This window comes from Kutzneria sp. NPDC051319 (assembly GCF_040682195.1).
Classification (GTDB): domain Bacteria; phylum Actinomycetota; class Actinomycetes; order Mycobacteriales; family Pseudonocardiaceae; genus Kutzneria.
This window is the reverse complement of the sequence record NZ_JBFBAM010000037.1, coordinates 60,508-81,040: the sequence shown is the minus strand read 5'-3', so window position 1 is coordinate 81,040 and position 20,533 is coordinate 60,508. Positions and strand designations below refer to the sequence as shown.

Sequence of the window (20,533 nt, the reverse complement as noted above, 5' to 3'; positions counted from 1 at the left end):
TCGCGCAGCGCCCCCCGGTGGATCCGGAGGAGCGCTGCGAGATGTGCGCGCGACCCATCGAGCATGAGCACTCGCACGTGGTCAACGTGGAGTCGCGGGCCATCCTGTGCGCGTGCCGGCCGTGCTATCTGCTGTTCACGCACGCCAGCGCCGGCAAGCACCGCGCCGTCCCCGAGCGATACGTGCACGTGCCGGACCTGGTCGGCGGCCGGGAGTGGTGGGAGACGGCGGGCATCCCGGTGCGGATGGCGTTCGTGTTCACCAACTCCGAGCTGGGCGCGCCGGCGGCGTTCTACCCGAGCCCGGCCGGTGCGACGGAATCCCTGCTGGCCCTGGACTCCTGGACCCGGCTCATGGCGGACAACCCGGTGCTGGCCGATCTGGCGCCGGACGTGGAGGCGCTGCTGATCAACGTGGAGGGCGACACGTTCGAGGGCTTCCTGGTGCCGATCGACGCCTGCTACCGACTGGTCGGGCTGGTGCGGCTGACCTGGAAGGGCTTCGACGGCGGCACCGAGGCGTGGCGGGAGATCGACCGGTTCTTCGCCGAGCTGCGGGGGCGTGGCCGTGGCTGAGCTTGCCTTCGAATGCCTGGACGTGCACCCGCTGCGCTACGGCGTGGGGCCGGCGCTGGTGTTCCGACTGCACATCGCCGAGGTCAACGCGGCCGACGTGCACGCCATCGCGCTGCGGGTGCAGATCCGCATCGAGCCCCAGCTGCGGCACTACGCCGAGCACGAGGCGGAGCTGCTGACCTACCTGTTCGGGGACCGGTCGCGGTGGGGCGAGACGCTCAAGCCGATGCAGTTCACCACCGCCTCCGTGATGGTCCCCAGCTTCACCGGCGCCACCGAGGTGGACCTGGAAGTGCCCTGCACCTACGACCTGGAGGTGGCGGCCGGCAAGTACTTCCACGCCCTCGACGACGGCGTCGTGCCGCTGGTGCTGCTGTTCTCCGGGACCGTGTTCGCCAAGGGAGAGAAGGGTTTCTGGGTGCACCCGATCCCCTGGCATCAGCAGGCGTCGTACCGGATGCCGGTGACGGTGTGGCGGGAGCTGATGGACGCCTATTTCCCGCACGGGGCGTGGATCCGCCTCGACCGCGACACCGTGGACGCGATGCTGCGGTACAAGGCGGCCAATGCCATCCCCACTTGGGACGACGCGATCCGGGCCCTGCTGAAGGAGGCGTCGCCGTGAGCCTGGAGCAGGCGCGGGCGGTGGCCGATGCCGTCCTGTACGAGGGGTATCTGCTGTACCCGTACCGGGCGTCGGCGGTGAAGAACCAGCTGCGCTGGCAGTTCGGGGTGCTCATGCCGGCTTCCTACGCGGACGAGCCGTCGAGCTGCGTCACGCAGCTGCTGGTGGAGCCGTCGCTGCACAGCTGCCTGCACCTGCGGCTGCGGTTCCTCCAGGTCCAGGCCCGAAGCGTGCTCGTCGACGGCGTGGAAGTGCCGTCGGCGATGGTCGGCGACACGGAGTGGACCAGCTGGGACGAGGCCGTGGAGCAGGAGGTCGACGCTGTGCTGCGGTTCGCCGATCTGCTGGCCGGGGACAACACCGTGCCGTTCACGGTCGACGGCGGTTCGCTGGAGGAACGGCCCTCGCCGCAGGTTCGGGTGGTGCGGCGGCGGTGGCCGCTGTCCGGGGAGCTGCGGGTGCGGGCCGACGCGCTGCCGGGACCGTATGGGGCGTCACGGCTTTCCGTCACCGTGGCGAATGTCTCCGGTGCGGAGTGCTCCGGCCGTGACGAGGCGCTGCGGCACGCGTTGATCGCCGCACACACGGTGATGTCGGTGTCTCCCGGGCGTTTCGTGTCGATGGTGGACCCGCCGGAGTGGGCCAGGCGCGCCGTCGAGGAGTGCCGCTGCGAGCGGACCTGGCCGGTGCTGGTCGGCGACGCCGGCACGGTGCTGTCCTCGCCGATCATCCTCTACGACTACCCGTCGATCGCGCAGGAGAGCGCCGGGGAGCTGTTCGACGGGCTGGAGATCGACGAGATCCTCACCCTGCGCACGATGGCATTGACCGACGAGGAGAAGCGCGAGGCCCGCGCCACCGACCCCCGTGCCGCCCGCATCGTCGACCGGGTGGACGCGATGCCGCCGGAGCTACTGGACCGCCTGCACGGCACCATCCGCTACCTGCGCTCGGTCACCGGCGAGCAGCCGTGGTGGGACCCCGGCGCCGACACGACCGTGGATCCCGACACCGACAGTGTGATCGTCGACGGCGTGCGGGTCGCGCGGGGCTCTCGGGTGCGGCTGCGGCCTGGGCAGCGGCGGGCCGACGCCCAGGACATGTTCCTGCAGGGGCGGGAGGCCACCGTGCAGGCCGTGCTGCACGACGTGGACGGCGAGCTGCACGTGGCCGTGACGATCGACGGCGACCTCGACCCCGACTACGGGCGGTTCCGGTACTTCTCGGCCGAGGAGGTGCAGCCGCTATGAGTGAGCTTGCGAGCGAACCGTTCGACGCGGCGAACGTGCTGATCGCGGGCGTGGGCAACATCTTCCTCGGGGACGACGGCTTCGGCGTCGAGGTGGCGCGCCGACTGTCCACTATGGAGCTACCGGCCGGGGTGGAGGTGCGCGACTACGGCGTGTCCGGCATGCACCTGGCGTTCGACCTGGTCGACGGCTACGACACCACCATCCTCGTCGACGCCACCTCCCGCGGCGACGCCCCCGGCACGGTGTACGTGGTGGAGCTGGATCCCGTGAGCGAGCCCGCCGCCTCGGTCGACGCCCATGGCATGCAGCCCGACCTGGTGATGGGGCTGCTGGCGATGCTCGGCGGCCATTGCCCGCGGGTGCTGCTGGTCGGCTGCGAGCCGGCCAGCGTGACCGACCACATCGGACTGTCCCCGCTGGTCGCGGCGGCCGTGGACGCGGCCGTGCGGACGGTGCTCGAACTCGTGGAGGTGTGTGATGTGCCTGGGCATTCCCGGTGAGGTCATCGAGATCCTCGCCGACCGGCCCGACCTGGCCAAGGTGGACGTCTCCGGCGTGAAGCGGGCCATCAACATCGGACTGCTGGAGGGCGAGGACCTCGCGCCGGGCGACTGGGTGCTCATCCACGTCGGCTTCGCGCTGTCCAAGATCGACGAGGCCGAGGCGCGGGCGGCGATGGAGTTCCTGGAGTCCATCGGCAAGGCCTACGAGGACGAGATGGCCGCGCTGGCCGCCTCCCGGATCGAGGAGTGAGCCGTGCGTTTCGTCGACGAGTTCCGCGACGCCGACAAGGCCCGGGCGCTGGCGTCGAAGATCGCCGGGCTGTGTGAGCCGGGGCGGCGCTACAAGTTCATGGAGGTCTGCGGCGGCCACACCCACACCATCTACAAGCACGGGCTGGAGGACTACCTGCCCGAGCAGGTGCAGCTCGTGCACGGCCCGGGCTGCCCGGTGTGCGTGATCCCGATGGGCCGGGTCGACGACGCCATCCACATCGCCCGGCAGCCCGGCGTGCTGATGACCTCGTTCGGGGACATGATGCGGGTGCCCGGCAGCGGCGGGAACTTCTTCGACTCCAACGCCGAGGGCACCACCATCCGCATGGTGTACTCGCCGCTGGACTCGTTGAAGCTGGCCCGGCAGAACCCGGACCGCCAGGTGGTGTTCATGGCCATCGGGTTCGAGACCACCGCCCCGTCCACCGCCATGACGCTGCTGCGGGCGGCCGGCGAGGGGTTGGACAACTTCTCGGTGTTCTGCAACCACGTGACGATCATTCCGGCCATCAAGGCCATCAAGGCCATCCTGGACTCCCCCGACCTGCGGCTGGACGGCTTCATCGGGCCCGGTCACGTGTCGACGGTGATCGGCTGCCGCCCGTACGAGTTCATCGCCGCCTCGTACGGGAAACCGGTGGTGGTGGCCGGGTTCGAGCCGCTGGACATCCTCCAGTCGATCTACATGCTGATGGTGCAGCTGCACGAGGGCCGGTCCGAGGTGGAGAACCAGTACTCGCGGGTCGTGCCGTGGGCGGGCAATCCGGTGGCGTTGCGGGTGATCAACCAGACCATGCGGCTGCGGCCCTACTTCGAGTGGCGGGGCCTGGGCTTCATCTCCCACTCGGCGCTGCGCGTCCGTGACGAGTACGCCGCCTTCGACGCCGAGACGCGCTTCGAGGTGCCGGGGCTGCGGGTCGCCGATCCCAAGGCGTGCCAGTGCGGCGAGGTGCTCAAGGGCGTGTTGAAGCCGTGGGAGTGCAAGGTGTTCGGCACCGCCTGCACGCCGGAGACGCCCATCGGCACCTGCATGGTCTCTCCCGAGGGCGCCTGCGCCGCGTACTACAACTTCGGCCGGTTCAGCCGCAAGCGGGTGCAGGAGGTGAGCATCGGATGATCGACCGCGAGCGGCAGGTGCTGGACCGGATCGAGCGGCAGCGGCGGCGGCCGGCCAAGGTGCGGGAGGAGCGGATCACCCTGTCGCACGGCGCCGGCGGCAAGGCCACCCACACGCTGATCGAGGCCGTGTTCCTGAACGCCTTCAGCAACCCGCTGCTGGCGCCGTTGGAGGACGCGGCCCGGCTCCAGGTCGGGGACGCTCGGTTGGCGTTGACCACCGACTCGTACGTGGTGTCGCCGCTGTTCTTCCCGGGCGGGGACATCGGGGACCTCGCGGTGAACGGGACCGTGAACGACCTGGCCGTGTCCGGGGCGACGCCGCTGTACCTGACCTGCGGCTTCATCCTGGAGGAGGGTTTCCCGATCGCCGACCTGACCCGGATCGTGGCCTCCATGCGGGCGGCGGCGGACCGGGCCGGGGTCATGATCGTCACCGGCGACACCAAGGTCGTGCAGCGCGGCAAGGCCGACGGCTGCTACGTCAACACCGCCGGCGTGGGGATCATCGAAGGTTCCGGTTCGCTGGGTGTTTCCGCAGTTCAGCCCGGAGATGCGATCTTGGTTTCCGGGCCGATCGGCGAGCACGGGGTGACCATCATGCTGGCCCGTGGCGAGTTGGACATCGAGGCGGACCTGGTGTCCGACACGGCCCCGTTGAACGGCCTGGTCGCGGAGCTGCTGGCGTCCTGTAGCGGTGTGCACGCGATGCGGGACGCCACTCGGGGCGGGGTGGCGACGATCCTCAACGAGATCGCCACCGACGCGCAGGTGTCGGTGATCGTCGACGAGAACGCCATTCCGGTGCGGCCCGAGGTGCGGGGCGCCAGCGAGCTGTTGGGCATCGATCCCCTGTACGTGGCCTGCGAGGGGCGTCTCGTCGCTGCCGTCGCCGCTGATCAGGCTTCGACGGCGTTGGCGGCCATGCGGGCGCATCCGTTGGGGGCGCAGGCGGCCGTGATCGGGCGGGTCGAGGCCGATCAGCCGGGCATGGTGCTGCTCAACACGGCGTTCGGCGGGACCCGGATCGTGGACATGCTGGTCGGCGATCCCCTGCCGCGGATCTGCTGACCATGCACGAGCTGTCGCTGACCGAGGGCATCGTCTCGACGATCACCGCCCGGCTGGGTGATCGCCGGGTGGTGATGGTGCGGTTGGAGATCGGGAAGCTGGCCGGGGTCGTGGTGGATTCGGTGCGGTTCTGCTTCGACGTCGTGGTGGCCGGGACGTCGGTCGAGGGCGCCCGGCTGGAGATCGTGGAGCCGGGCGGCCGGGCTCTGTGCCGTGACTGCGGCGTGGAGTTCCTCACCGACGACCCGATCCTGTTGTGCCCGTGCGGTTCCAGCGACGTCGAGGTGCTGGCCGGGACGGAGCTGTTGATCAAGGCCGTGGAGGTGGAGCCCGATGTGCGCGACGTGCGGGTGTGACGATCACAGCCACGAGCAGGGTGGCGGGGTCGTGATCGACCTGGAGGAGCGGCTGCTGGCCCGCAACGACCACCTGGCCGGCCACATCCGGGACTGGCTGGCCTCGATCGGCGTGCGGTCCTACAACCTGATGAGCTCCCCCGGCTCCGGCAAGACCACCCTGCTCGAACGCACGGTGCGTGAGCTCGGGCTGCCGTGCTCGGTCATCGAGGGCGATCAGGAGACCACCTTCGACGCCGACCGCATCCAGGCCACCGGCGTGGCCGCCGTGCAGGTCAACACCGGCGCCGGCTGCCACCTCGACGCCGTGATGGTCCGCAAGGCCCTCGCCTCGCTCGACCCCGCGCCCGGTTCGGTGGTGTTCGTCGAGAACGTCGGCAACCTCGTCTGCCCCGCCCTGTTCGACCTCGGCGAGACCGGCCGGGTGGTGATCCTGTCCGTCACCGAGGGCGAGGACAAGCCGTTGAAGTACCCGCACCTGGTACGGACCGGCGACGTCGTCCTGCTCAACAAGGTGGACCTGCTGCCGTACCTCGACTTCTCCCAGGACCGCTTCCTGCGGGCCCTGCGCCAGGTCAACCCCCATGCCCCGCTGCTGCCCGTCTCCGCCCGCACCGGCGAGGGCCTGGCCGACTGGTACGCCTGGCTGTCGCGCTGAAAACCGCGTGCTTCCGGTCCGGTCTTGATGTTGCATGCCCTGCATGGGCCCTTTGGACTTGTTGCGCCAGGCTGTGGCGTCGACCCGCGCTGTCACCGCCGACCGTCCCGCCACCGGCTTGTCCCACGACGACGCCGACGACGATGCCGGCACGATCGCCACCGACAGCGCCCGCAACTTCGACCCCCTGCCTCTGCTGCGAGCCTTCCACTCCTGCGGCGCCCGCGTCGCCGTCATCGGCCAGGTCGCCGGCATCCTGCATGGTTCCCGTGAGCTCACCGGCGACCTCGACCTGCTCTGGTCCGGCTCCCCCGCCGAAGCTCCCGCCCTCGTCGAGGCCTTCTCCTCCGTGAGCGCTTGTTTGGTCGACGACGACCTCCGCCCCGTGCCCCTGACCCTGCCGACCTTCTCGCTGCCCAAGGTCCAGTTCGAGTCCGCCCAGGCCAGCGGCGACCTCTGCACCCCTTCGCTGCCATGGGGCTCCCTGCCCGTCGGCGACTTCCTCTCCCGTGCCCTCACCGTGTCCGATGTGGACGGTCTTGCCGTGCACTACCTGCGCCGCGAGGACCTCATCGCCATGCGCCGCGCCGTCGGCCGCCCCAAGGACCTCCGCCGCGCCGCCGAACTCGACCGCCTGTGACCGTCGCCGTCGACCAGTGGCTGGCCGTCCGCCGACGACTCAACCAGTCCCGCGGACGGCTCTCCCGTGAGGCCGCGCGCCGGTACCCGGCGTCGTCGCTGACCCCGTTGTTGGCCCTGTCGACGCCGTCCGAGCCGGTGCCGGTGGATGATCTCCGGTTGTCATGGACGTCGTCGCCGGCGGTTTCCGTGCCGACGCCGGACTTCCTGCCGGCCGGTTTTTCCTCCTACAGCGCGGCGATCGGCGGCGTCGACCGGCCCGCGCTGTTCGAGAACCGGCCCTGCTACCGGCTGCTGGGCATCTCCGGCCGGCACCTCACGTTCGGCCCCGGCCTGTACTTCGACAAGCTGGACACCGCCGAGGCGCTGGCCCACGAGTTCTGCGCCGGCGGCTCGGCGTTCCGAGACCGCCTCGGCGATCCGTTCGACCTCGCCGGCCGGTCGGTGATCCCCGACGTGCAGACGCTGTTGGTCAGCCGGGACGGCCGGTTCCTGGTGCAGTGGCGAAATCCGGCCAAGGTCGCGACCAACGGCGGCGTCTACGGCCTGGTGCCGACCGGAGAGTTCCAGCCGTCGGGCCGGGACCTGCTCGGCGACCTGGACCTGCGGCGGCTGGTCGCCCGTGAGTACGCGGAGGAGGTGCTCGGCGGTCCGGAGCTGGTCGATCCGCCGGCCTCGTTCTACGAGCCGTTCCGGGACGTGCCGCTGTTCTACCTGGGCATCGGCATGGATCCGCTGACGCTGGCCGCGAGCATCCTGACCATGGCGGTGGTCGATTCCCTTGACGACGCCGTGGACGTCAACGCCGAGGGGCGGGTCGTCCGTTCCGGGCTGCCGTTCACTCCCGAGGCGGTCGGGCGGTTCCTTCGGGAGAAGTCGGTCGCTCCCACGGCCGAAGCCGCTCTGCGCCTGGGCGTGCGCCTATCCCGGTAGCGGAGCCGCTGGTCAGTCGAGTACGGCCGCGACCAGGCCGGCCAGCAGCAGCACCGCCGCGGCGATGCCGGCCAGGATGAACAGGGCCTGGCCGTCGCCGTGGTCACCGTCCGCGGAGACGATGGAGGTGTCGACGGGGTCGTAGCGGACGGTGACGCGACCGCCCACCGGCCGGGGGTTGTCCGACTGTCCTTCGACGAGGGCCGGCGGGCCGTCGCCGCGGCAGGCCAGGCCGTACACGAACTCGTTGGTCGCGTCGCCAAGGAACCTGAGTTCGAAGGAGGTGATCCGGCAGTCGGCGTCCCGGCCCCGCTCGTGCAGCACGCGGTCGCGGACCCCGAACACGGCGCACCCCACCATGGCCAAGGTCGCGACGAGCATCAGCATCCCCGCCGGCCACCCGAAAAAGAACCCCTGCTGCACGAGGACGAAGCCCATGATCGCCGCGAGGCCGACGACCACGCACCCGACGAACAGCGCGCCGCTGGCCTGGCCGCGATACGCCATCACCGTCCCGGCCACGACGGCGCCGATCAGGACGAGCTGGGGCGCGAGCCCGAGCAGGATCCGCAGGGACAGGCTCACCGCACCACCCCGGTGACCGGGACGGCGACGAGGGCGATCGGCAAGGTCGGCTCTCCCGGCCGGTCAGCCGGCCTGGGGCGGCGGCGCCGGCTCGTCGTCGATGATCGGGATCTCCTGAGTGTCCTCGACGGTGTTGCGGTACCAGTCGCTGCGCTTGTCGTCAGTCCTGGCCACTGGTGACTCCTCGGTGCAGTTCGGGGTGTGCCACGACGGCCACCGTCACATCATCACGGCTGCCGGCCTCCCGGGCGGCCATGATCAACCGATCGGCGCAACCCTGCGGCCCGTCGGCGTCGGCGATCACCGCGGCGAGGGCCTGCGCGCTCAGCCGCGACGGGGCGGCCAGCCCGTCCGACGCCAGGATCAGCCACTCACCGGTGACCTCCACGCCCTCCACACCGTGCACCGCGACCCTGGACAGGCTCTTGGTCAGCACGTTGTCCTTGGCCCGGGCCTCGTCCTCCGACCCGCCCTGCTGCCGCAGGCGTTCCCCCAGGGTGTGCGGGATGGTGGCCCGCCGCACCGCGCCGTCACGCACCGTCCACGCGGTCGAGTCCCCCACCCACGCCACGCGCCACTTCAGATCGGTGTGCGGCGACGCCACCACGATCGCCCCGGTGGGTTTCGGCATCTCCACCGAGGGGTCCTCGCACAACCCGGCCGCCGCCAGCACGCCCCACACCGGTGTCCGCCGAGCCGCGGCCCGCGCCGCCACCGCCGCGGCCAGCGGCGCCAGCTCCGCCGCCTGCGGACTCCGTCCGGCCCCGTCCGCCAACGCCACGGTCAACCGCCCGTGGAGCAGCTCGGCCGCCACCGCGTCCGCGTTCCGCTCCCGGTCCGGGCCCGTTTCCGTCGCCCAGCCCCACACCGGCGGGTCCGAAGAAATCATCGCGCAACAGTAGCGGCGAGCCGCCGGCGTTCGGGCGGCGATCAAACGGCGGTCACCGGCACGCGCTGATGGCGGCCTGGCCGAGGCTGATGCCGCCGTCGTTGGCGGGCACGCGCCGGTGGGTGAGGACGCGGAAGCCGTTGTCTGCCAACAACTCCGCTGTCCGGGTCAGGAGCAGGACGTTCTGGAAGACGCCGCCGGAGAGGGCGACGGTGGACAGGCGGCTGCGGTCACGGGCCTGGACGCAGGCGGCGAGGATCGCGGCGGCGACGCCGTTGTGGAAGCGGGCGGCGATCACCGGCCGTGGGGCGCCACGGTCGGACAGGATGGCGTGCAGGAGATCGATGCCTTGCACGATCAGGTCATCGACGCGGACCGGGTAGGCGTCCTGGACGGTGGGGTCGGCGAGTTGTTCGAGCTCGACGGCGGCCTGGCCCTCATAGTTGATCTCGTCACGGACGGCCAGCAGCGCGGCGGCGGCGTCGAACAGGCGGCCGGCGCTGGAGGTCAGGGGGGAGTTGACTCCGTTGCGGGCCATGGCGATCACGGCGTCCCACTCGGGCCGCCAGCCGGGAACCGAGTCGCCGAGGTAGGCGGCGGCCATGCGCCACGGCTGGCGGACGGCGGCGGCGCCGCCGGGCATGGGCACGGGGGCGAGATGCCCGATCCGCTCAAAGCCGGTCAGGGAGGCGATGAGGAACTCGCCGCCCCAGATGGTGCCGTCGGGGCCGTAGCCGGTGCCGTCGAAGGCCACGCCGATCACCGGCCCGGCCTCGCGGTTGTCGGCGAGGCAGGAGGCGATGTGGGCGTGGTGGTGCTGCACGCCCACGAGTTCCACCCCGTCCGGGCTGTCTGCCAAACCATGGGCGTACTTGGTGGACAGGTACTCGGGATGCAGGTCGTGGGCGACGACCCGCGGGGTGACGTCGAACAGGCGTGAGAAGTGCTCGATGCCCTCGGTGAACGACCGGTAGGTCTGGAGGTTCTCCAGGTCGCCGATGTGGTGGGAGACGAAGGCGTGGTCGTCCTTGGCCAGGCAGAAGGTGTTCTTCAGCTCCGCGCCGCAGGCCAGCACCGGCCGCCGGCAGGGCCGGGCCAGCGTCACGGGCTCGGGGGCGTAGCCGCGGGAGCGCCGCAGCAGCGTCCCGGCGCGGACGACGGAGTCGTCGGTGCGGATGTGGACGGGCCGGTTGTGGTCGAGCACGGCGTCGGCGATGTCGGCCAGCGGCTCGGCGTCACGGTAGGCGATGGGCTCCTCGGACCGGTTGCCGCTGGTCAGCACGATCGGCTCGCCGAGATCCCGCAGCAGGAGGTGATGCAGCGGCGTGTACGGCAGCAGCAGGCCCAGGTACCGGTTGCCGGGCGCCACGGCCCCGGCGACCGGGGCGTCGCCGAGACGGGGCATCAGGACGATGGGCCGGCGGCGGCTGGTGAGGTCCCGCAGCGACTGCTCGTCCACGCGGCACAGCCCCCGCGCCTGCTCCACGTCGGCGCACATGACCGCGAACGGCTTGTCCTCGCGGTGCTTGCGCGCTCGCAGCGTCGCCGCCGCTGTCGGATGGGACGCGGCCACGGCCAGGTGGTATCCGCCAAGGCCCTTGACCGCGAGCACCTCGCCGCGCCGGAGTCGACGGACGGCTTCGGCCAGCGGGTCCACGGCCTCGCCCAGCGACAACGTGGGCCCGCAGTCGGGGCAGCAGGTGGGTTGGGCGTGGAAGCCGCGGTCGCGGGGATCCTCGTACTCCGCCCGGCACGGCCCGCACATCGGGAAGCCGGCCATGGTGGTCAGCGGCCGGTCGTAGGGGACGTCGCGGACGATGGTGAACCGCGGCCCGCAGTTGGTGCAGTTGACGAACGGATACCGGTGGCGGCGGTCGGCCGGGTCGAACAGCTCCCGCAGGCAGTCCTCGCACGTGGCCGAGTCGGCGGAGACCAGGGTGTTGCGGGCCCCGTGGGCGTCGCTGAGGGCGATCTCGAAGCCCTGGGCGCCGGCCGGCGGGGCTTCGTGGACGTGGACGTGCTCGATGTGCGCCAGCGGCGGGGCGTCGCGGGCCAGCGACGCCAGGAACTCCCCCACGTCCTCCGGCGCGCCCTCCACCTCGACGAACACGCCGGCGACGTCGTTGCCGACGCGGCCGGCCAGCCGCAGGCGGGTGGCCAGGGCGTGGACGTAGGGGCGGAAGCCGACCCCCTGCACGACCCCGTCGACCCGAACGTCCCTGCGGATACGCCGGTCCACGGCGTCAGTCTCGCACCCGTTAGGGTCACCCGCCGTGAGCGAATCCGGATCGATCATCGACGCCACCGACGCGCTGTCCTCGGCGCCCGCGGCGGGTTCGCGCCGCTGCGCACCGCAGACCGGCCGGATCCGCTGGTATTTCGGGCCGATGGACTGCGGCAAGTCGACGCTGGCGCTGCAGATCGACCACAACCAGGCCCGGCAGGGCCGGCACGGCCTGGTGCTGGTGCGCCACGACCGGTCGGGGCGGCCGCAGATCTCCAGCCGGATCGGCATCAGCCGGCAGGCCACCGAGGTGGCCGACGGCGACGACCTGCGCCGGCTGGTGCGGTCGCGGTGGGCGAGCGGGCAGCGGGTGGACTACCTGGTGGTCGACGAGGCCCAGTTCCTGTCGTCCGAGCAGGTCGAGCAGCTGGCCGAGCTGGCCGACGAGGCGCAGGTGGACGTGTACTGCTTCGGCATCGCCACCGACTTCCGCAGCCGCCTGTTCCCGGGCGCGCGCCGGCTGTTCGAGCTGGCCGACGAGCTGCACCCGGTGCAGGTGGAGGTGCTGTGCTGGTGCGGGCTGCCGGGCCGGTTCAACGCGCGGGTCAGCGACGGCCGGGTGCTGCGGGAGGGCGACACGGTGCTGGTCGCGGACACCGATCATGCGGACGAGGTGCGCTACCAGGTGCTGTGCCGGCGTCATTTCCGTCTCGGGGAGCTGGCCGCCGAGCCGGTGTCCCCCGCGCAGCTGAGCTTCACCTGAGCGCCCTCGCGCGGCAGGCTCGTGCCCGCTCCGCCATCATGGTGTCCGACGCGAGCCAGGCCCGGATGCGCGTTTGTGCTCGTTCGCGCGCCGCGGCGCTGTCGTTCGGGCAGGTTCCGGGGGTCGACACGAACCGTGAACAGCTTCGCGTTGGCCACATATGCTACGCTCTGTCATCAGAAGACGGGGAAAGTGTCACTCATTGAGGTCTTGTCGCCACGTGTGGTTGCGGAATGCAGTCAGACTGGCGGCCGGGTAGGCTCCAAGCGACCCGGACTAGGCCGAACGAGTGATAGTTGCACTCGGTGGCTGGATAACGCGTCACGACGTCCGACCGATTGCATCCCAGAGACGGGACACTCTGGTTGACACGTGAACGACGTCACCCTGGGTGCCGAAACCCCTCACCGGGGAACGATTGGACCAGTCCCGTCGTTGCACTCGGTAAGCACAACCCGGGGCCCTGCGCCCCGAGCCGAGCGAAAGGACACCGTCATGGCCGACCGCGTTCTGCGTGGTAGCCGGCTCGGTGCGGTCAGCTACGAGACTGACCGCAACCACGACCTCGCGCCGCGCCGGTCGGTGCGGTACGCGTGCCCCAAGGGGCACGACTTCGAGGTGCCGTTCTCCGACGACGCCGAGATCCCGCCGGTCTGGGAGTGCCGACTGCACGGCCTTGAGTCGAAGATCATGGACGGCAACGAGCCGGAGCAGAAGAAGATCAAGGCCCCGCGCACGCACTGGGACATGCTGCTGGAGCGCCGCAGCATCCCGGAGCTGGAGGAGCTGCTCACCGAGCGTCTGGAAGAGCTCAAGGGCCGCCGCACGCGCACGGCGTGAGGTGGACGCGGGGCCGGTGACGGCCCCGCGCGCCACAGACGTCGGGCCTGGTCCTCACCGAGCCCACCACGAAACAGCAATCACCCCCTGGCCGACGCGGCCAGGGGGTGATTCGCGTCTGCGGGAACCGAGCCGGCGCTCGGACGCCGCGCCGGTGGTGTCCGGAAAGCGGCGGCCGGGCCCATGGTCAGCGCTTGATGGCGCCGACCTGCTCCAGGCGGCGGCGCACGCCCCACTTGGTGACCCGCCACAGAGCCTCGCGCACGATGGAGCCGCTCATCTTCGACTGGCCGACGGCGCGCTCGGTGAAGGTGATGGGGACCTCGACGACCTCGAAGCCGGCCTCGATGGTGCGCCAGGTGAGGTCGATCTGGAAGCAGTAGCCCTGCGAGGCCACCGACTGGATGTTGATCTTCTCCAGGACCTCGCGACGGAAGGCCTTGAAGCCGCCGGTGATGTCGCGGACCTTGGCGCCCAGCGCGAGGCGGGAGTACAGGCCGCCGCCGCGGGAGATCAGCTCGCGGTACTTGGGCCAGTTGACCACGCGGCCGCCGGGCACGTAGCGGGAGCCCAGGGCGAGGTCGGCGTCGGTGAGCGCGTCGAGCAGCCGGGGCAGGTCCTCGGGGGCGTGCGAGCCGTCGGCGTCCATCTCGACGATGACGCCGTAGTCCCGTTCGAGCGCCCAGCCGAAGCCGGCGACGTAGGCGGCGCCGAGGCCGGCCTTCTCGGTGCGGTGCAGCACTCGCACCCGGTCGTCGGCCGCGGCCATCTCGTCGGCGAGCCGGCCGGTGCCGTCGGGGCTGCCGTCGTCGACGACGAGCGCGTGCGCCTCGGGCAGCGCCTCGTGCAGCCTCGCGACGATGGGGCCCAGGTTCTCCCGCTCGTTGTAGGTCGGGATCACCACCAGCACCTGGCCGAGCTCCGCGCGGCTGTCCCGCTGGTCCGCCATCAAAGATCCTCTTCCGGTGTGTCGTCAGTAGTTCGCGCCGGCGCACGACGCGGGGTCGTCGACCGGTTTCGCAGGCGTGCGCCGATTGCCAGCGCCAGTGCCGCCAGGCCGGTCACGGACGCCACCCATTCGGGCCATGCGCCGAGCCGGGTGGCCAGCGTAGCGGTCGTGCGCAGCGGCAGTTTCGCCACCAGCGTCGCCGCCGTGTAGAGCTCACTCTGCCGGGTGACCGTCCCGTCGGGTTGGACGAGGGCGCTCACCCCGCTGGTCGCCGAGACCGCGACGGCGCGGCCGTACTCCACCGCCGCGACCCGGGACATGGCCAGCTGCTGGTAGCTCATCTCGCCAGGCCCGTACCACGCGTTGTTGGTGGGGATGGCGAGCATTGTCGCACCAGCCCGCACGGCACCGCCGACCACCTGGTCGTAGGCGACCTCGTAGCAGATGGCGACGCCGACGGTGGTGTTGTCGATGGCCAGGGCGCCGGGCTCGTCGCCGGGGATCATGTCGCGGGTGTCGGCGACGAACGGGGTGACGGCGGCGGAGATGGCGCGCAGCGGGATGAACTCGGCGAACGGCACCAGCTTCTGCTTGGCGTAACGCTGGCCCGGCCCCGTGTTCGGATCCCACACCTGCACCACGTTCTGGATGGTGGTGGGGTTCTGGATGAGGCGGCCGCCGATGAGGAACGGCACGCCGACGTCGCGGATTGCCTGGGACAGCTCGATGTCGTAGCGGGGGTCGGGCTCCAGGTCGGTGGCGACCTCGGGCCACACCACGATGTCGGGCTTGGCCACGCGGCCGGCCTTGATGTCGGCGGCGAGCTTCTCGGTGGCGGCGAGGTGGTTGCGGCGCAGGATCGGCGTGTCGTACATGAGGTTGATGCCGTCGTCGGGGGCGTTGCCCTGGATGATCGCCACGGTGCGGGTGCCGGCCTGGGCGTCGGTGCCGACCAGCGACCAGCTGGCCGCGCCGGCCACGACGGGCAGGATGACCAGGATCACCGGCAGCACGAGGGCGCGGCGGCGGTCGCCGGCCCGCCAGCGGACGATCAGCTCGGTCAGGCCCGTGCCGGTGACGACGACGGCGAACCCGAGCAGCATGGTGCCGCCGATCGCGGCCAGCGGCAGGAACAGGCCCTCGGGCTGGCCGAAGCCGACCTTGCCCCACGGGAATCCGTCGAACGGGAAGTAGGTGCGCAGGACTTCGCTGCCCAGGAACACCGCGGCCATCCACACCGGGCCGCCGCGCAGCTTGCTGACCACGGCCATCGCGGCGCCGGCGAGCGCCATGTACAGCGACACCACGAACGACAGGCCCACCCATGGGAACGGCCCGAACTCGCGGCCGAGGAAGCTCTGCAGCCACTCCAGCAGCGGCATCACGAACGCCATGCCGAACAGCAGGCCGTAGAGGAAGCCGCCGCGGGCGGTGCGGTGGCGCAGGGCGAAGGCGAGCAGCGCGAACGCCAGCGGCGCGAGGTACCAGAGGGGGCGGGGCGGGTAGCTGGCGTAGAAGATGCCGCCGCCCGCGAGGGCGGCGGCCATGCGGATCAGCACGGGGACGGCGCGGCGACGTCGGGTCGGCAACGCGAGAGGGATGTCGGATTCCGACGTCACAACGGGGGCGGCCACCCGTTCAGCCTACGGGCCGGGTGTGAGGCCCCTGTCCGTAGGCGGACACAATTCGGTGAACACAGCTCACAGGGCGGCGAGCTGTGTGGTGACCGGTTCGAAGTGCTGGCCGAAGGAGAACGCCTCCGGCGTCGGCCCGCATTCGCGGAGACGGAAAAGGCGGTCCCGGCCTTCCAACGGAGTGGGGATGTGCCCGGCGGGAATCCACCACAGCACGGTGGACGCCTCGTTCTGCGGCTGAAACCATTCCCGTCGGCGTTGCAGGAATTCGCGGTGTTCCGCGCGGTAGGTGAATTCCCACATCGCCTCGCGCGACTCCCACACGGTCAGGTTCGTGACCAGGTCCTCGTCCGGGTCGATGGCGGCGGAGTCCTTGCCGCCCACGCCGGTGAGCCGCCACACGAATCCCGGCGCCTGGTCCACGAGCGCGTTTATCGGGTCGAGCGCGGCGATGAATTCGTCGGCCTCGCCGGAACCGAAGGGATATCTCAGACGGCCGACGTTGAGTTGTGCGAGGTGGTGTTTTGCCATGCCCCAGGGTTGTCATTGTCGGCCGAGGCCGTCAATGTTCACCGGCCTTTTGTTGCCCGTTCTGTCACCGATCCGGTCCAGGCCCGCGCACACCCCGGCGCCGGCCAGCAGGAATCCGACCGCGGCCGCCAGCAGCCGGGCCTCCGGGTAGCCGTGCGCGATCACGTAGCCCACGACCGCGCCGACGACTCCCGCCACCGCCGCGATGCCCAGCTGGCCGAACCGGCGGTGGTCCCAGCCTCGCCACACCGCCGCCGCCACGATCACCGCGCCGGCCAGGACCGACACCGCCGTGGTGCCGAAGTTGAAGCCGTAGCGCAGGGGCAGCGCCGGCACGAGGAACAGCACCAGGAACCAGCCGAGGGCGTTGGTCACCGAGCTCATGGTCGGTCCGTGCCGCACCGGCTTCTGCGCCCAGAACCGCGCGGCCGCCAACACCACCAGGGCGCCGGCGACGATCGGCAGCCAGGACACCGTGTGCCCGAGGTTGTAGAGGGTCACCGTGTCGTAGACCGCGAGCACGACGCAGCCCAGCGCGGCCAGCGACGCCACCAGCGGCAGCAGCCTCGGCGGGGTGTCCCGGCCTTCCGACAGCAGCGGCAGCAACAGCGGCGTGACGATGCCGGAGATCACCCGGATCACCAGGTCCACCACCGTGTACGGGCTGTACAGGTCCCATTCGATCAGGCAGAACGTCACCGTCCACGACGCCGACCACAGCCAGCGGGCGTGCATCGCGCGGCGGAACACCTCGGCGGAGAACCACCGGCACACCAGCAGGTAGGACAGCATGCCCAGCGGCAGCTCGATCGACGACTGCGCGTGCAGCACCGTCCACGGCCACGCCGGCAGCGCCTGCGACAGCCGGCCCAGGTCGGCCAGGTCGAACCAGCCCGGCGGCATGTACCGGGCGATCGAGGAGGTGTCGCCGTGCAATGCCTGCTGCACGTAGGCCGTGAACAGCACCTGGTTGACGAAGAACAGCGCGATCACGGCCACCAGCCAGGTGCCGGGGTGTCGAAGCCATCCCCCGCCCGGCCGCTCCGCGGCGCCGCCTCTCGGCACCCACCACACGCCCGCCGCCGTCGCCGCGACGATCACTGCCACCAACATGATCTCCCCCACGACCGCGCAGCCTAGGGCACGCCGACGCAGGGAAGGACGCCTTACCCGCATTGGACGCGGGTAAGGCGTCCTTCCCTGCGTGCGGCGGCGCTTCCCACTACTTTGTCTGGTGCCTGATTGGCGTGGTAAGTCACGGTCCGACAGGCAAAGGGGGCGAGTGGCGGGTGGTTTTCGATGGGCGACCAGCACAACTCGGTGGTGCGACGGTTTCGCCAGCGGGCCGGGCTGACCCAGGAGGAGCTGGCTGAGCGCTCGGGGGTCTCCGCGCGCACGATCCGGGGGCTGGAGACCGGCGACCGCCCCAATCCGCAGCTCGCCTCGCTGCGGCAGCTGGCCGACGCCATGGACCTCACGCCGCAGGAGCGCGACGAGCTGATGGGCGAGGTGCTGGGCGTGACGCCGGCCCCGCCCAGGCCTGCGGCCGCGCGCCCTCGACAGTTGCCGGCTGCCCCAACGGGATTCACCGGCCGCGAGGCCGAGCTGGCGTTGCTCGCGCAGGCCATCGACACGGTCGCCGAGCAGTCGCCGACCATCGTGATCACGGCCATCGCCGGCGCGGGCGGCATCGGCAAGACCTCGCTGGCCCTGCACTGGGCCCACACGCACGCGGACCGGTTTCCCGACGGGCAGCTGTTCGTCGACCTGCGGGGTTTCGGCCCGGACAGCGATCCGCTGGACCCGCTGACCGCGGTGCGCGGCTTCCTCGACGCCCTGGGCGCGGACCCGGCGCACGTCAGCGGCGGCCTGGCCGAGCACACTGCCCTCTACCGAAGCCTTCTCGCCGGCAAGCGGCTGCTGATCGTGCTGGACAACGCCGCCACCGCCGACCAGGTCGCGCCGCTGCTGCCCGGCGCGCCGACCTGCACCGTGGTCGTCACCAGCCGCAGTGCGCTCAGCTCGCTGATCACGCGGCACGGCGCCCGGCACATGGCCCTGGCCGTGCTGTCCCATGCCGAAGCCGAGGCGCTGCTGACATGGCGGCTCGGCGACGCTCGCGTGGCCGCCGAACCCGAGGCGGTGGCGGACCTGATCCGGTTGTGCGGCAGGTATCCGCTGGCGCTGGCCATCACCGCCGGCCGCGCGCAGATGTACCCGGACATCCCGCTGGCCGAGTTCGCCGCCGAGCTCCTCGAGTTGGGGCTGGACGCGCTGGACGACCAGGACCCCGCGGCCAGCCTGCCCACCGTGCTCTCGTGGTCCCTGCTCAACCTCACCGAACAGCAGCGCACGGTGTTCGGGCTGCTCGGCACCGCCCCCGGTCCGGACATCAGCCTGCCGGCCGCGGCCGCCCTCACCGGCTTGTCCCTCGCGGAGGTCACGAAAGCCCTGCGCACGTTGGAAGACGCGTCCCTGATCGGACGCCACGCGTACGGCCGGTACGAGATGCACGACCTGATCCGCCGCTACGCCGTCGACACCGCCGGCCACCTTCCCGACGCCACGCGGACGGCGGCGCTGAAGCGTGCGGTCGACTTCTACCTGCACACCGCCTACGACGCCGACCGGATCCTGAGCCCCCACCGCGCGCCGCAGCAGCTGGACCCGCCCGTCACCCAGCCTCTCCCCCTGGCCGACTACCCCGCCGCGCTGGCCTGGTTCGACGCCGAACACCAGTGCCTGCTGGCCGCCCAGCACACCGCCGTCGTCCAGGGCTGGCACCGTGCCGCCTGGCAGTTGGCGTGGGCGCTGAGCACGTTCCAGATCCGCCGCGGTCTCCGTCACGACCAGGCCGCGATCTGGCAGGTGGGGTTGGCCGCCGAGCAACATCTCGACGATCCCACCGCGCGGCTGCTGGCCCACCGGTTCCTCGGCTTCGCCTACGGCGACCTCGGCCAGCACGACGACGCCGTCCGGCACCTCAACCAGTCGGCCGCCCTGGCCGAGCAGCAGGGCGACACCAGCAACCAGGCCCGCACCGAGCTGATGCTCGCCCGCGCGTGGGGCCTGTCCGGCGACTACAGCCAGGCCCTGGTCCACGCCGACCGCGCTTTGGAGCTGTACCGGGCGATCGACGACGTGCCGGGGCAGGCCCATGCCCTCAACGACGCCGGCTGGTGCGCCGCCCAACTCGGCCGGTACGAGCAGGCCAGCGCCAACTGCCAGGCCGCGCTCGCCATCTACCAGCGTCACCGCGATCCCGACGCCGAGGCCGGCACCCTCGACAGCCTCGGCTACATCGACCACTGCACCGGCGACCACCAGCGGGCCATCGACCACTACCGGCGTTCCCTCGCCCTGCGCCGCGACCTCGGCGACAACAGCCAGATCGCCAACTGTCTCGACGGCCTCGGCAATCCCCACGCCGCACTCGGCCAGCACGACCAGGCCCGCGCCGTCTGGCAGGAAGCCCTGGACCTGTTCCGTGAACAACAGCGCCACGACGACGCCGACCGCCTCCAGCGCCGACTCGACGCCCTCACGGCCTGAAAGGGAGAAACGACGCCCTGGGATACTCGCGTCATGGACGCGGGAACGACCACGCAGCTGATCACCGTGGGCGCGACGCTCAGCGGGGTGGTGCTGACCCTGGTGGCGAACGCGTTCGTGGAAAGCCGCAAGCTGAAGGCGGCGCAGCGCGTCGAAGCGCAGAAACGCGCCGCGGACCGGGCCAACTGGCTGCGCGACGAACGGGTCAAGGCCTATGCGGGCCTGTCGACGGCGAGCGAGGAAGCGTTCCAGCTGATCCGGACGGAGTTCAGCGGGCCGGTGGCAGACCGGGCCGGGGCCGAGGCCGCATGGCGTGAGCGGCGCGGCGAGCTGCGCAAGGCCTACAACCAGGTGGAGCTGTTCGGCGCCGACGAGCCACGACAACGGGGCAAGGACCTGTGGAAGGCAGCGCGCGGCGGCGTGAACGACGTCCTGGCCGAACTGGACGCCGGGGAGCCGGCGGTGCTGCGGGAAAGTCTCGATCGAGCTCTGACCGGCATCAGCGAGGCGGGCGAGCGCTTTCTGGAAGCGTGCCGCGCCGACGTGCAGGACACGGCCGGCTGA

Annotated in this window: 22 protein-coding genes; 15 read left to right on the top strand and 7 right to left on the bottom strand. The window is 71.2% G+C overall.

The window, feature by feature from the left end; all coding sequences use genetic code 11:
* The first annotated feature begins 41 nt into the window (after positions 1-41).
* The 11 genes from AB0M73_RS30345 to AB0M73_RS30295 are packed head-to-tail and all read left to right on the top strand — an operon-like array spanning position 42 to position 8,002.
* Positions 42-575: a DUF5947 family protein gene (locus tag AB0M73_RS30345; protein WP_363897517.1), complete on the top strand. Its 534-nt coding sequence runs from the start codon at positions 42-44 to the stop codon at positions 573-575.
* Positions 568-1,200 (top strand): DUF6084 family protein, encoded by a 633-nt coding sequence (locus AB0M73_RS30340; RefSeq protein ID WP_363897514.1) that lies wholly within the window; start codon positions 568-570, stop codon positions 1,198-1,200. The genes AB0M73_RS30345 and AB0M73_RS30340 overlap by 8 nt, the downstream gene beginning before the upstream one ends.
* A complete protein-coding gene (locus AB0M73_RS30335; RefSeq protein WP_363897511.1) occupies positions 1,197-2,450 on the top strand; it encodes a hypothetical protein in 1,254 nt (417 codons plus the stop codon). Before AB0M73_RS30340 ends, AB0M73_RS30335 begins: the two co-directional genes overlap by 4 nt.
* Complete coding sequence (locus tag AB0M73_RS30330) at positions 2,447-2,953, top strand: hydrogenase maturation protease (protein WP_363897508.1); 507 nt, start codon at positions 2,447-2,449, stop codon at positions 2,951-2,953. Before AB0M73_RS30335 ends, AB0M73_RS30330 begins: the two co-directional genes overlap by 4 nt.
* Entirely contained in the window at positions 2,931-3,206 is a 276-nt protein-coding gene (locus tag AB0M73_RS30325) for a HypC/HybG/HupF family hydrogenase formation chaperone (protein ID WP_043714052.1), read from the top strand. Before AB0M73_RS30330 ends, AB0M73_RS30325 begins: the two co-directional genes overlap by 23 nt.
* A 3-nt stretch (positions 3,207-3,209) precedes the next feature.
* Positions 3,210-4,346 (top strand): hydrogenase formation protein HypD, encoded by a 1,137-nt coding sequence (hypD, locus tag AB0M73_RS30320; RefSeq protein ID WP_363897505.1) that lies wholly within the window; start codon positions 3,210-3,212, stop codon positions 4,344-4,346.
* A complete protein-coding gene (gene hypE, locus AB0M73_RS30315) occupies positions 4,343-5,416 on the top strand; it encodes a hydrogenase expression/formation protein HypE (RefSeq protein WP_363897502.1) in 1,074 nt (357 codons plus the stop codon). The genes hypD and hypE overlap by 4 nt, the downstream gene beginning before the upstream one ends.
* 2 nt (positions 5,417-5,418) lie before the next feature.
* Positions 5,419-5,772, top strand: a complete 354-nt coding sequence (locus AB0M73_RS30310; RefSeq protein ID WP_363897499.1) for a hydrogenase maturation nickel metallochaperone HypA — start codon at positions 5,419-5,421, stop codon at positions 5,770-5,772.
* Positions 5,750-6,430, top strand: coding sequence for a hydrogenase nickel incorporation protein HypB (gene hypB, locus AB0M73_RS30305; protein ID WP_043714031.1), 681 nt, complete (start codon positions 5,750-5,752; stop codon positions 6,428-6,430). Before AB0M73_RS30310 ends, hypB begins: the two co-directional genes overlap by 23 nt.
* Positions 6,431-6,473: 43 nt before the next feature.
* A complete protein-coding gene (locus tag AB0M73_RS30300; RefSeq protein ID WP_363897495.1) occupies positions 6,474-7,070 on the top strand; it encodes a hypothetical protein in 597 nt (198 codons plus the stop codon).
* Positions 7,067-8,002, top strand: coding sequence for a hypothetical protein (locus tag AB0M73_RS30295; RefSeq protein WP_363897492.1), 936 nt, complete (start codon positions 7,067-7,069; stop codon positions 8,000-8,002). The genes AB0M73_RS30300 and AB0M73_RS30295 overlap by 4 nt, the downstream gene beginning before the upstream one ends.
* Before the next feature lie 12 nt (positions 8,003-8,014).
* Here the strand turns inward: AB0M73_RS30295 and AB0M73_RS30290 are convergent, their stop codons facing one another.
* From AB0M73_RS30290 to hypF, 3 genes are all read right to left on the bottom strand, one after another.
* Positions 8,015-8,587 (bottom strand): hypothetical protein, encoded by a 573-nt coding sequence (locus AB0M73_RS30290; protein WP_363897489.1) that lies wholly within the window; start codon positions 8,585-8,587, stop codon positions 8,015-8,017.
* A gap of 160 nt (positions 8,588-8,747) precedes the next feature.
* Complete coding sequence (locus AB0M73_RS30285) at positions 8,748-9,476, bottom strand: hypothetical protein (RefSeq protein ID WP_363897486.1); 729 nt, start codon at positions 9,474-9,476, stop codon at positions 8,748-8,750.
* 52 nt (positions 9,477-9,528) lie between these two features.
* Positions 9,529-11,703 carry a carbamoyltransferase HypF gene (hypF, locus tag AB0M73_RS30280; RefSeq protein ID WP_363897543.1) on the bottom strand — a complete coding sequence of 725 codons (2,175 nt, stop codon included), beginning with the start codon at positions 11,701-11,703 and terminating at the stop codon, positions 9,529-9,531.
* A gap of 46 nt (positions 11,704-11,749) precedes the next feature.
* On the opposite strand from hypF, the gene AB0M73_RS30275 reads away from it, so the two are divergent.
* Entirely contained in the window at positions 11,750-12,463 is a 714-nt protein-coding gene (locus AB0M73_RS30275; RefSeq protein ID WP_363897483.1) for a thymidine kinase, read from the top strand.
* A 495-nt stretch (positions 12,464-12,958) separates the two neighbouring features.
* Entirely contained in the window at positions 12,959-13,303 is a 345-nt protein-coding gene (locus AB0M73_RS30270; RefSeq protein WP_043714016.1) for an RNA polymerase-binding protein RbpA, read from the top strand.
* Between the two features lie 187 nt (positions 13,304-13,490).
* On the opposite strand, the gene AB0M73_RS30265 is transcribed toward AB0M73_RS30270, so the two are convergent.
* From AB0M73_RS30265 to AB0M73_RS30250, 4 genes are all read right to left on the bottom strand, one after another.
* Entirely contained in the window at positions 13,491-14,252 is a 762-nt protein-coding gene (locus AB0M73_RS30265) for a polyprenol monophosphomannose synthase (protein WP_043714006.1), read from the bottom strand.
* Positions 14,252-15,886 carry an apolipoprotein N-acyltransferase gene (lnt, locus tag AB0M73_RS30260; protein WP_363897479.1) on the bottom strand — a complete coding sequence of 545 codons (1,635 nt, stop codon included), beginning with the start codon at positions 15,884-15,886 and terminating at the stop codon, positions 14,252-14,254. Before lnt ends, AB0M73_RS30265 begins: the two co-directional genes overlap by 1 nt.
* A gap of 66 nt (positions 15,887-15,952) precedes the next feature.
* Entirely contained in the window at positions 15,953-16,417 is a 465-nt protein-coding gene (locus AB0M73_RS30255) for a DUF3291 domain-containing protein (protein ID WP_363897476.1), read from the bottom strand.
* Positions 16,418-16,429: 12 nt separating this feature from the next.
* On the bottom strand, positions 16,430-17,542 hold the full coding sequence (locus AB0M73_RS30250; protein ID WP_363897473.1) for a hypothetical protein: 1,113 nt from the start codon (positions 17,540-17,542) through the stop codon (positions 16,430-16,432).
* 174 nt (positions 17,543-17,716) lie between these two features.
* Between AB0M73_RS30250 and AB0M73_RS30245 the strand changes: the two genes are divergently transcribed.
* Positions 17,717-19,969 (top strand): tetratricopeptide repeat protein, encoded by a 2,253-nt coding sequence (locus AB0M73_RS30245; RefSeq protein WP_363897470.1) that lies wholly within the window; start codon positions 17,717-17,719, stop codon positions 19,967-19,969.
* A gap of 33 nt (positions 19,970-20,002) precedes the next feature.
* Positions 20,003-20,533 carry a hypothetical protein gene (locus AB0M73_RS30240; protein WP_363897467.1) on the top strand — a complete coding sequence of 177 codons (531 nt, stop codon included), beginning with the start codon at positions 20,003-20,005 and terminating at the stop codon, positions 20,531-20,533.

Excerpts from the sequence above, each read along its gene's own strand:
- AB0M73_RS30345 (WP_363897517.1), top strand. The coding sequence starts at position 42 with ATGTGCGCGCGACCCATCGAGCATGAGCACTCGCACGTGGTCAACGTG.
- AB0M73_RS30330 (WP_363897508.1), top strand. The coding sequence starts at position 2,447 with ATGAGTGAGCTTGCGAGCGAACCGTTCGACGCGGCGAACGTGCTGATC.
- AB0M73_RS30325 (WP_043714052.1), top strand. The coding sequence starts at position 2,931 with ATGTGCCTGGGCATTCCCGGTGAGGTCATCGAGATCCTCGCCGACCGG.
- hypE (WP_363897502.1), top strand. The coding sequence starts at position 4,343 with ATGATCGACCGCGAGCGGCAGGTGCTGGACCGGATCGAGCGGCAGCGG.
- AB0M73_RS30310 (WP_363897499.1), top strand. The coding sequence starts at position 5,419 with ATGCACGAGCTGTCGCTGACCGAGGGCATCGTCTCGACGATCACCGCC.
- hypB (WP_043714031.1), top strand. The coding sequence starts at position 5,750 with ATGTGCGCGACGTGCGGGTGTGACGATCACAGCCACGAGCAGGGTGGC.
- AB0M73_RS30300 (WP_363897495.1), top strand. The coding sequence starts at position 6,474 with ATGGGCCCTTTGGACTTGTTGCGCCAGGCTGTGGCGTCGACCCGCGCT.
- AB0M73_RS30285 (WP_363897486.1), bottom strand. The coding sequence starts at position 9,476 with ATGATTTCTTCGGACCCGCCGGTGTGGGGCTGGGCGACGGAAACGGGC.
- AB0M73_RS30270 (WP_043714016.1), top strand. The coding sequence starts at position 12,959 with ATGGCCGACCGCGTTCTGCGTGGTAGCCGGCTCGGTGCGGTCAGCTAC.
- AB0M73_RS30265 (WP_043714006.1), bottom strand. The coding sequence starts at position 14,252 with ATGGCGGACCAGCGGGACAGCCGCGCGGAGCTCGGCCAGGTGCTGGTG.
- AB0M73_RS30255 (WP_363897476.1), bottom strand. The coding sequence starts at position 16,417 with ATGGCAAAACACCACCTCGCACAACTCAACGTCGGCCGTCTGAGATAT.
- AB0M73_RS30245 (WP_363897470.1), top strand. The coding sequence starts at position 17,717 with ATGGGCGACCAGCACAACTCGGTGGTGCGACGGTTTCGCCAGCGGGCC.
- AB0M73_RS30240 (WP_363897467.1), top strand. The coding sequence starts at position 20,003 with ATGGACGCGGGAACGACCACGCAGCTGATCACCGTGGGCGCGACGCTC.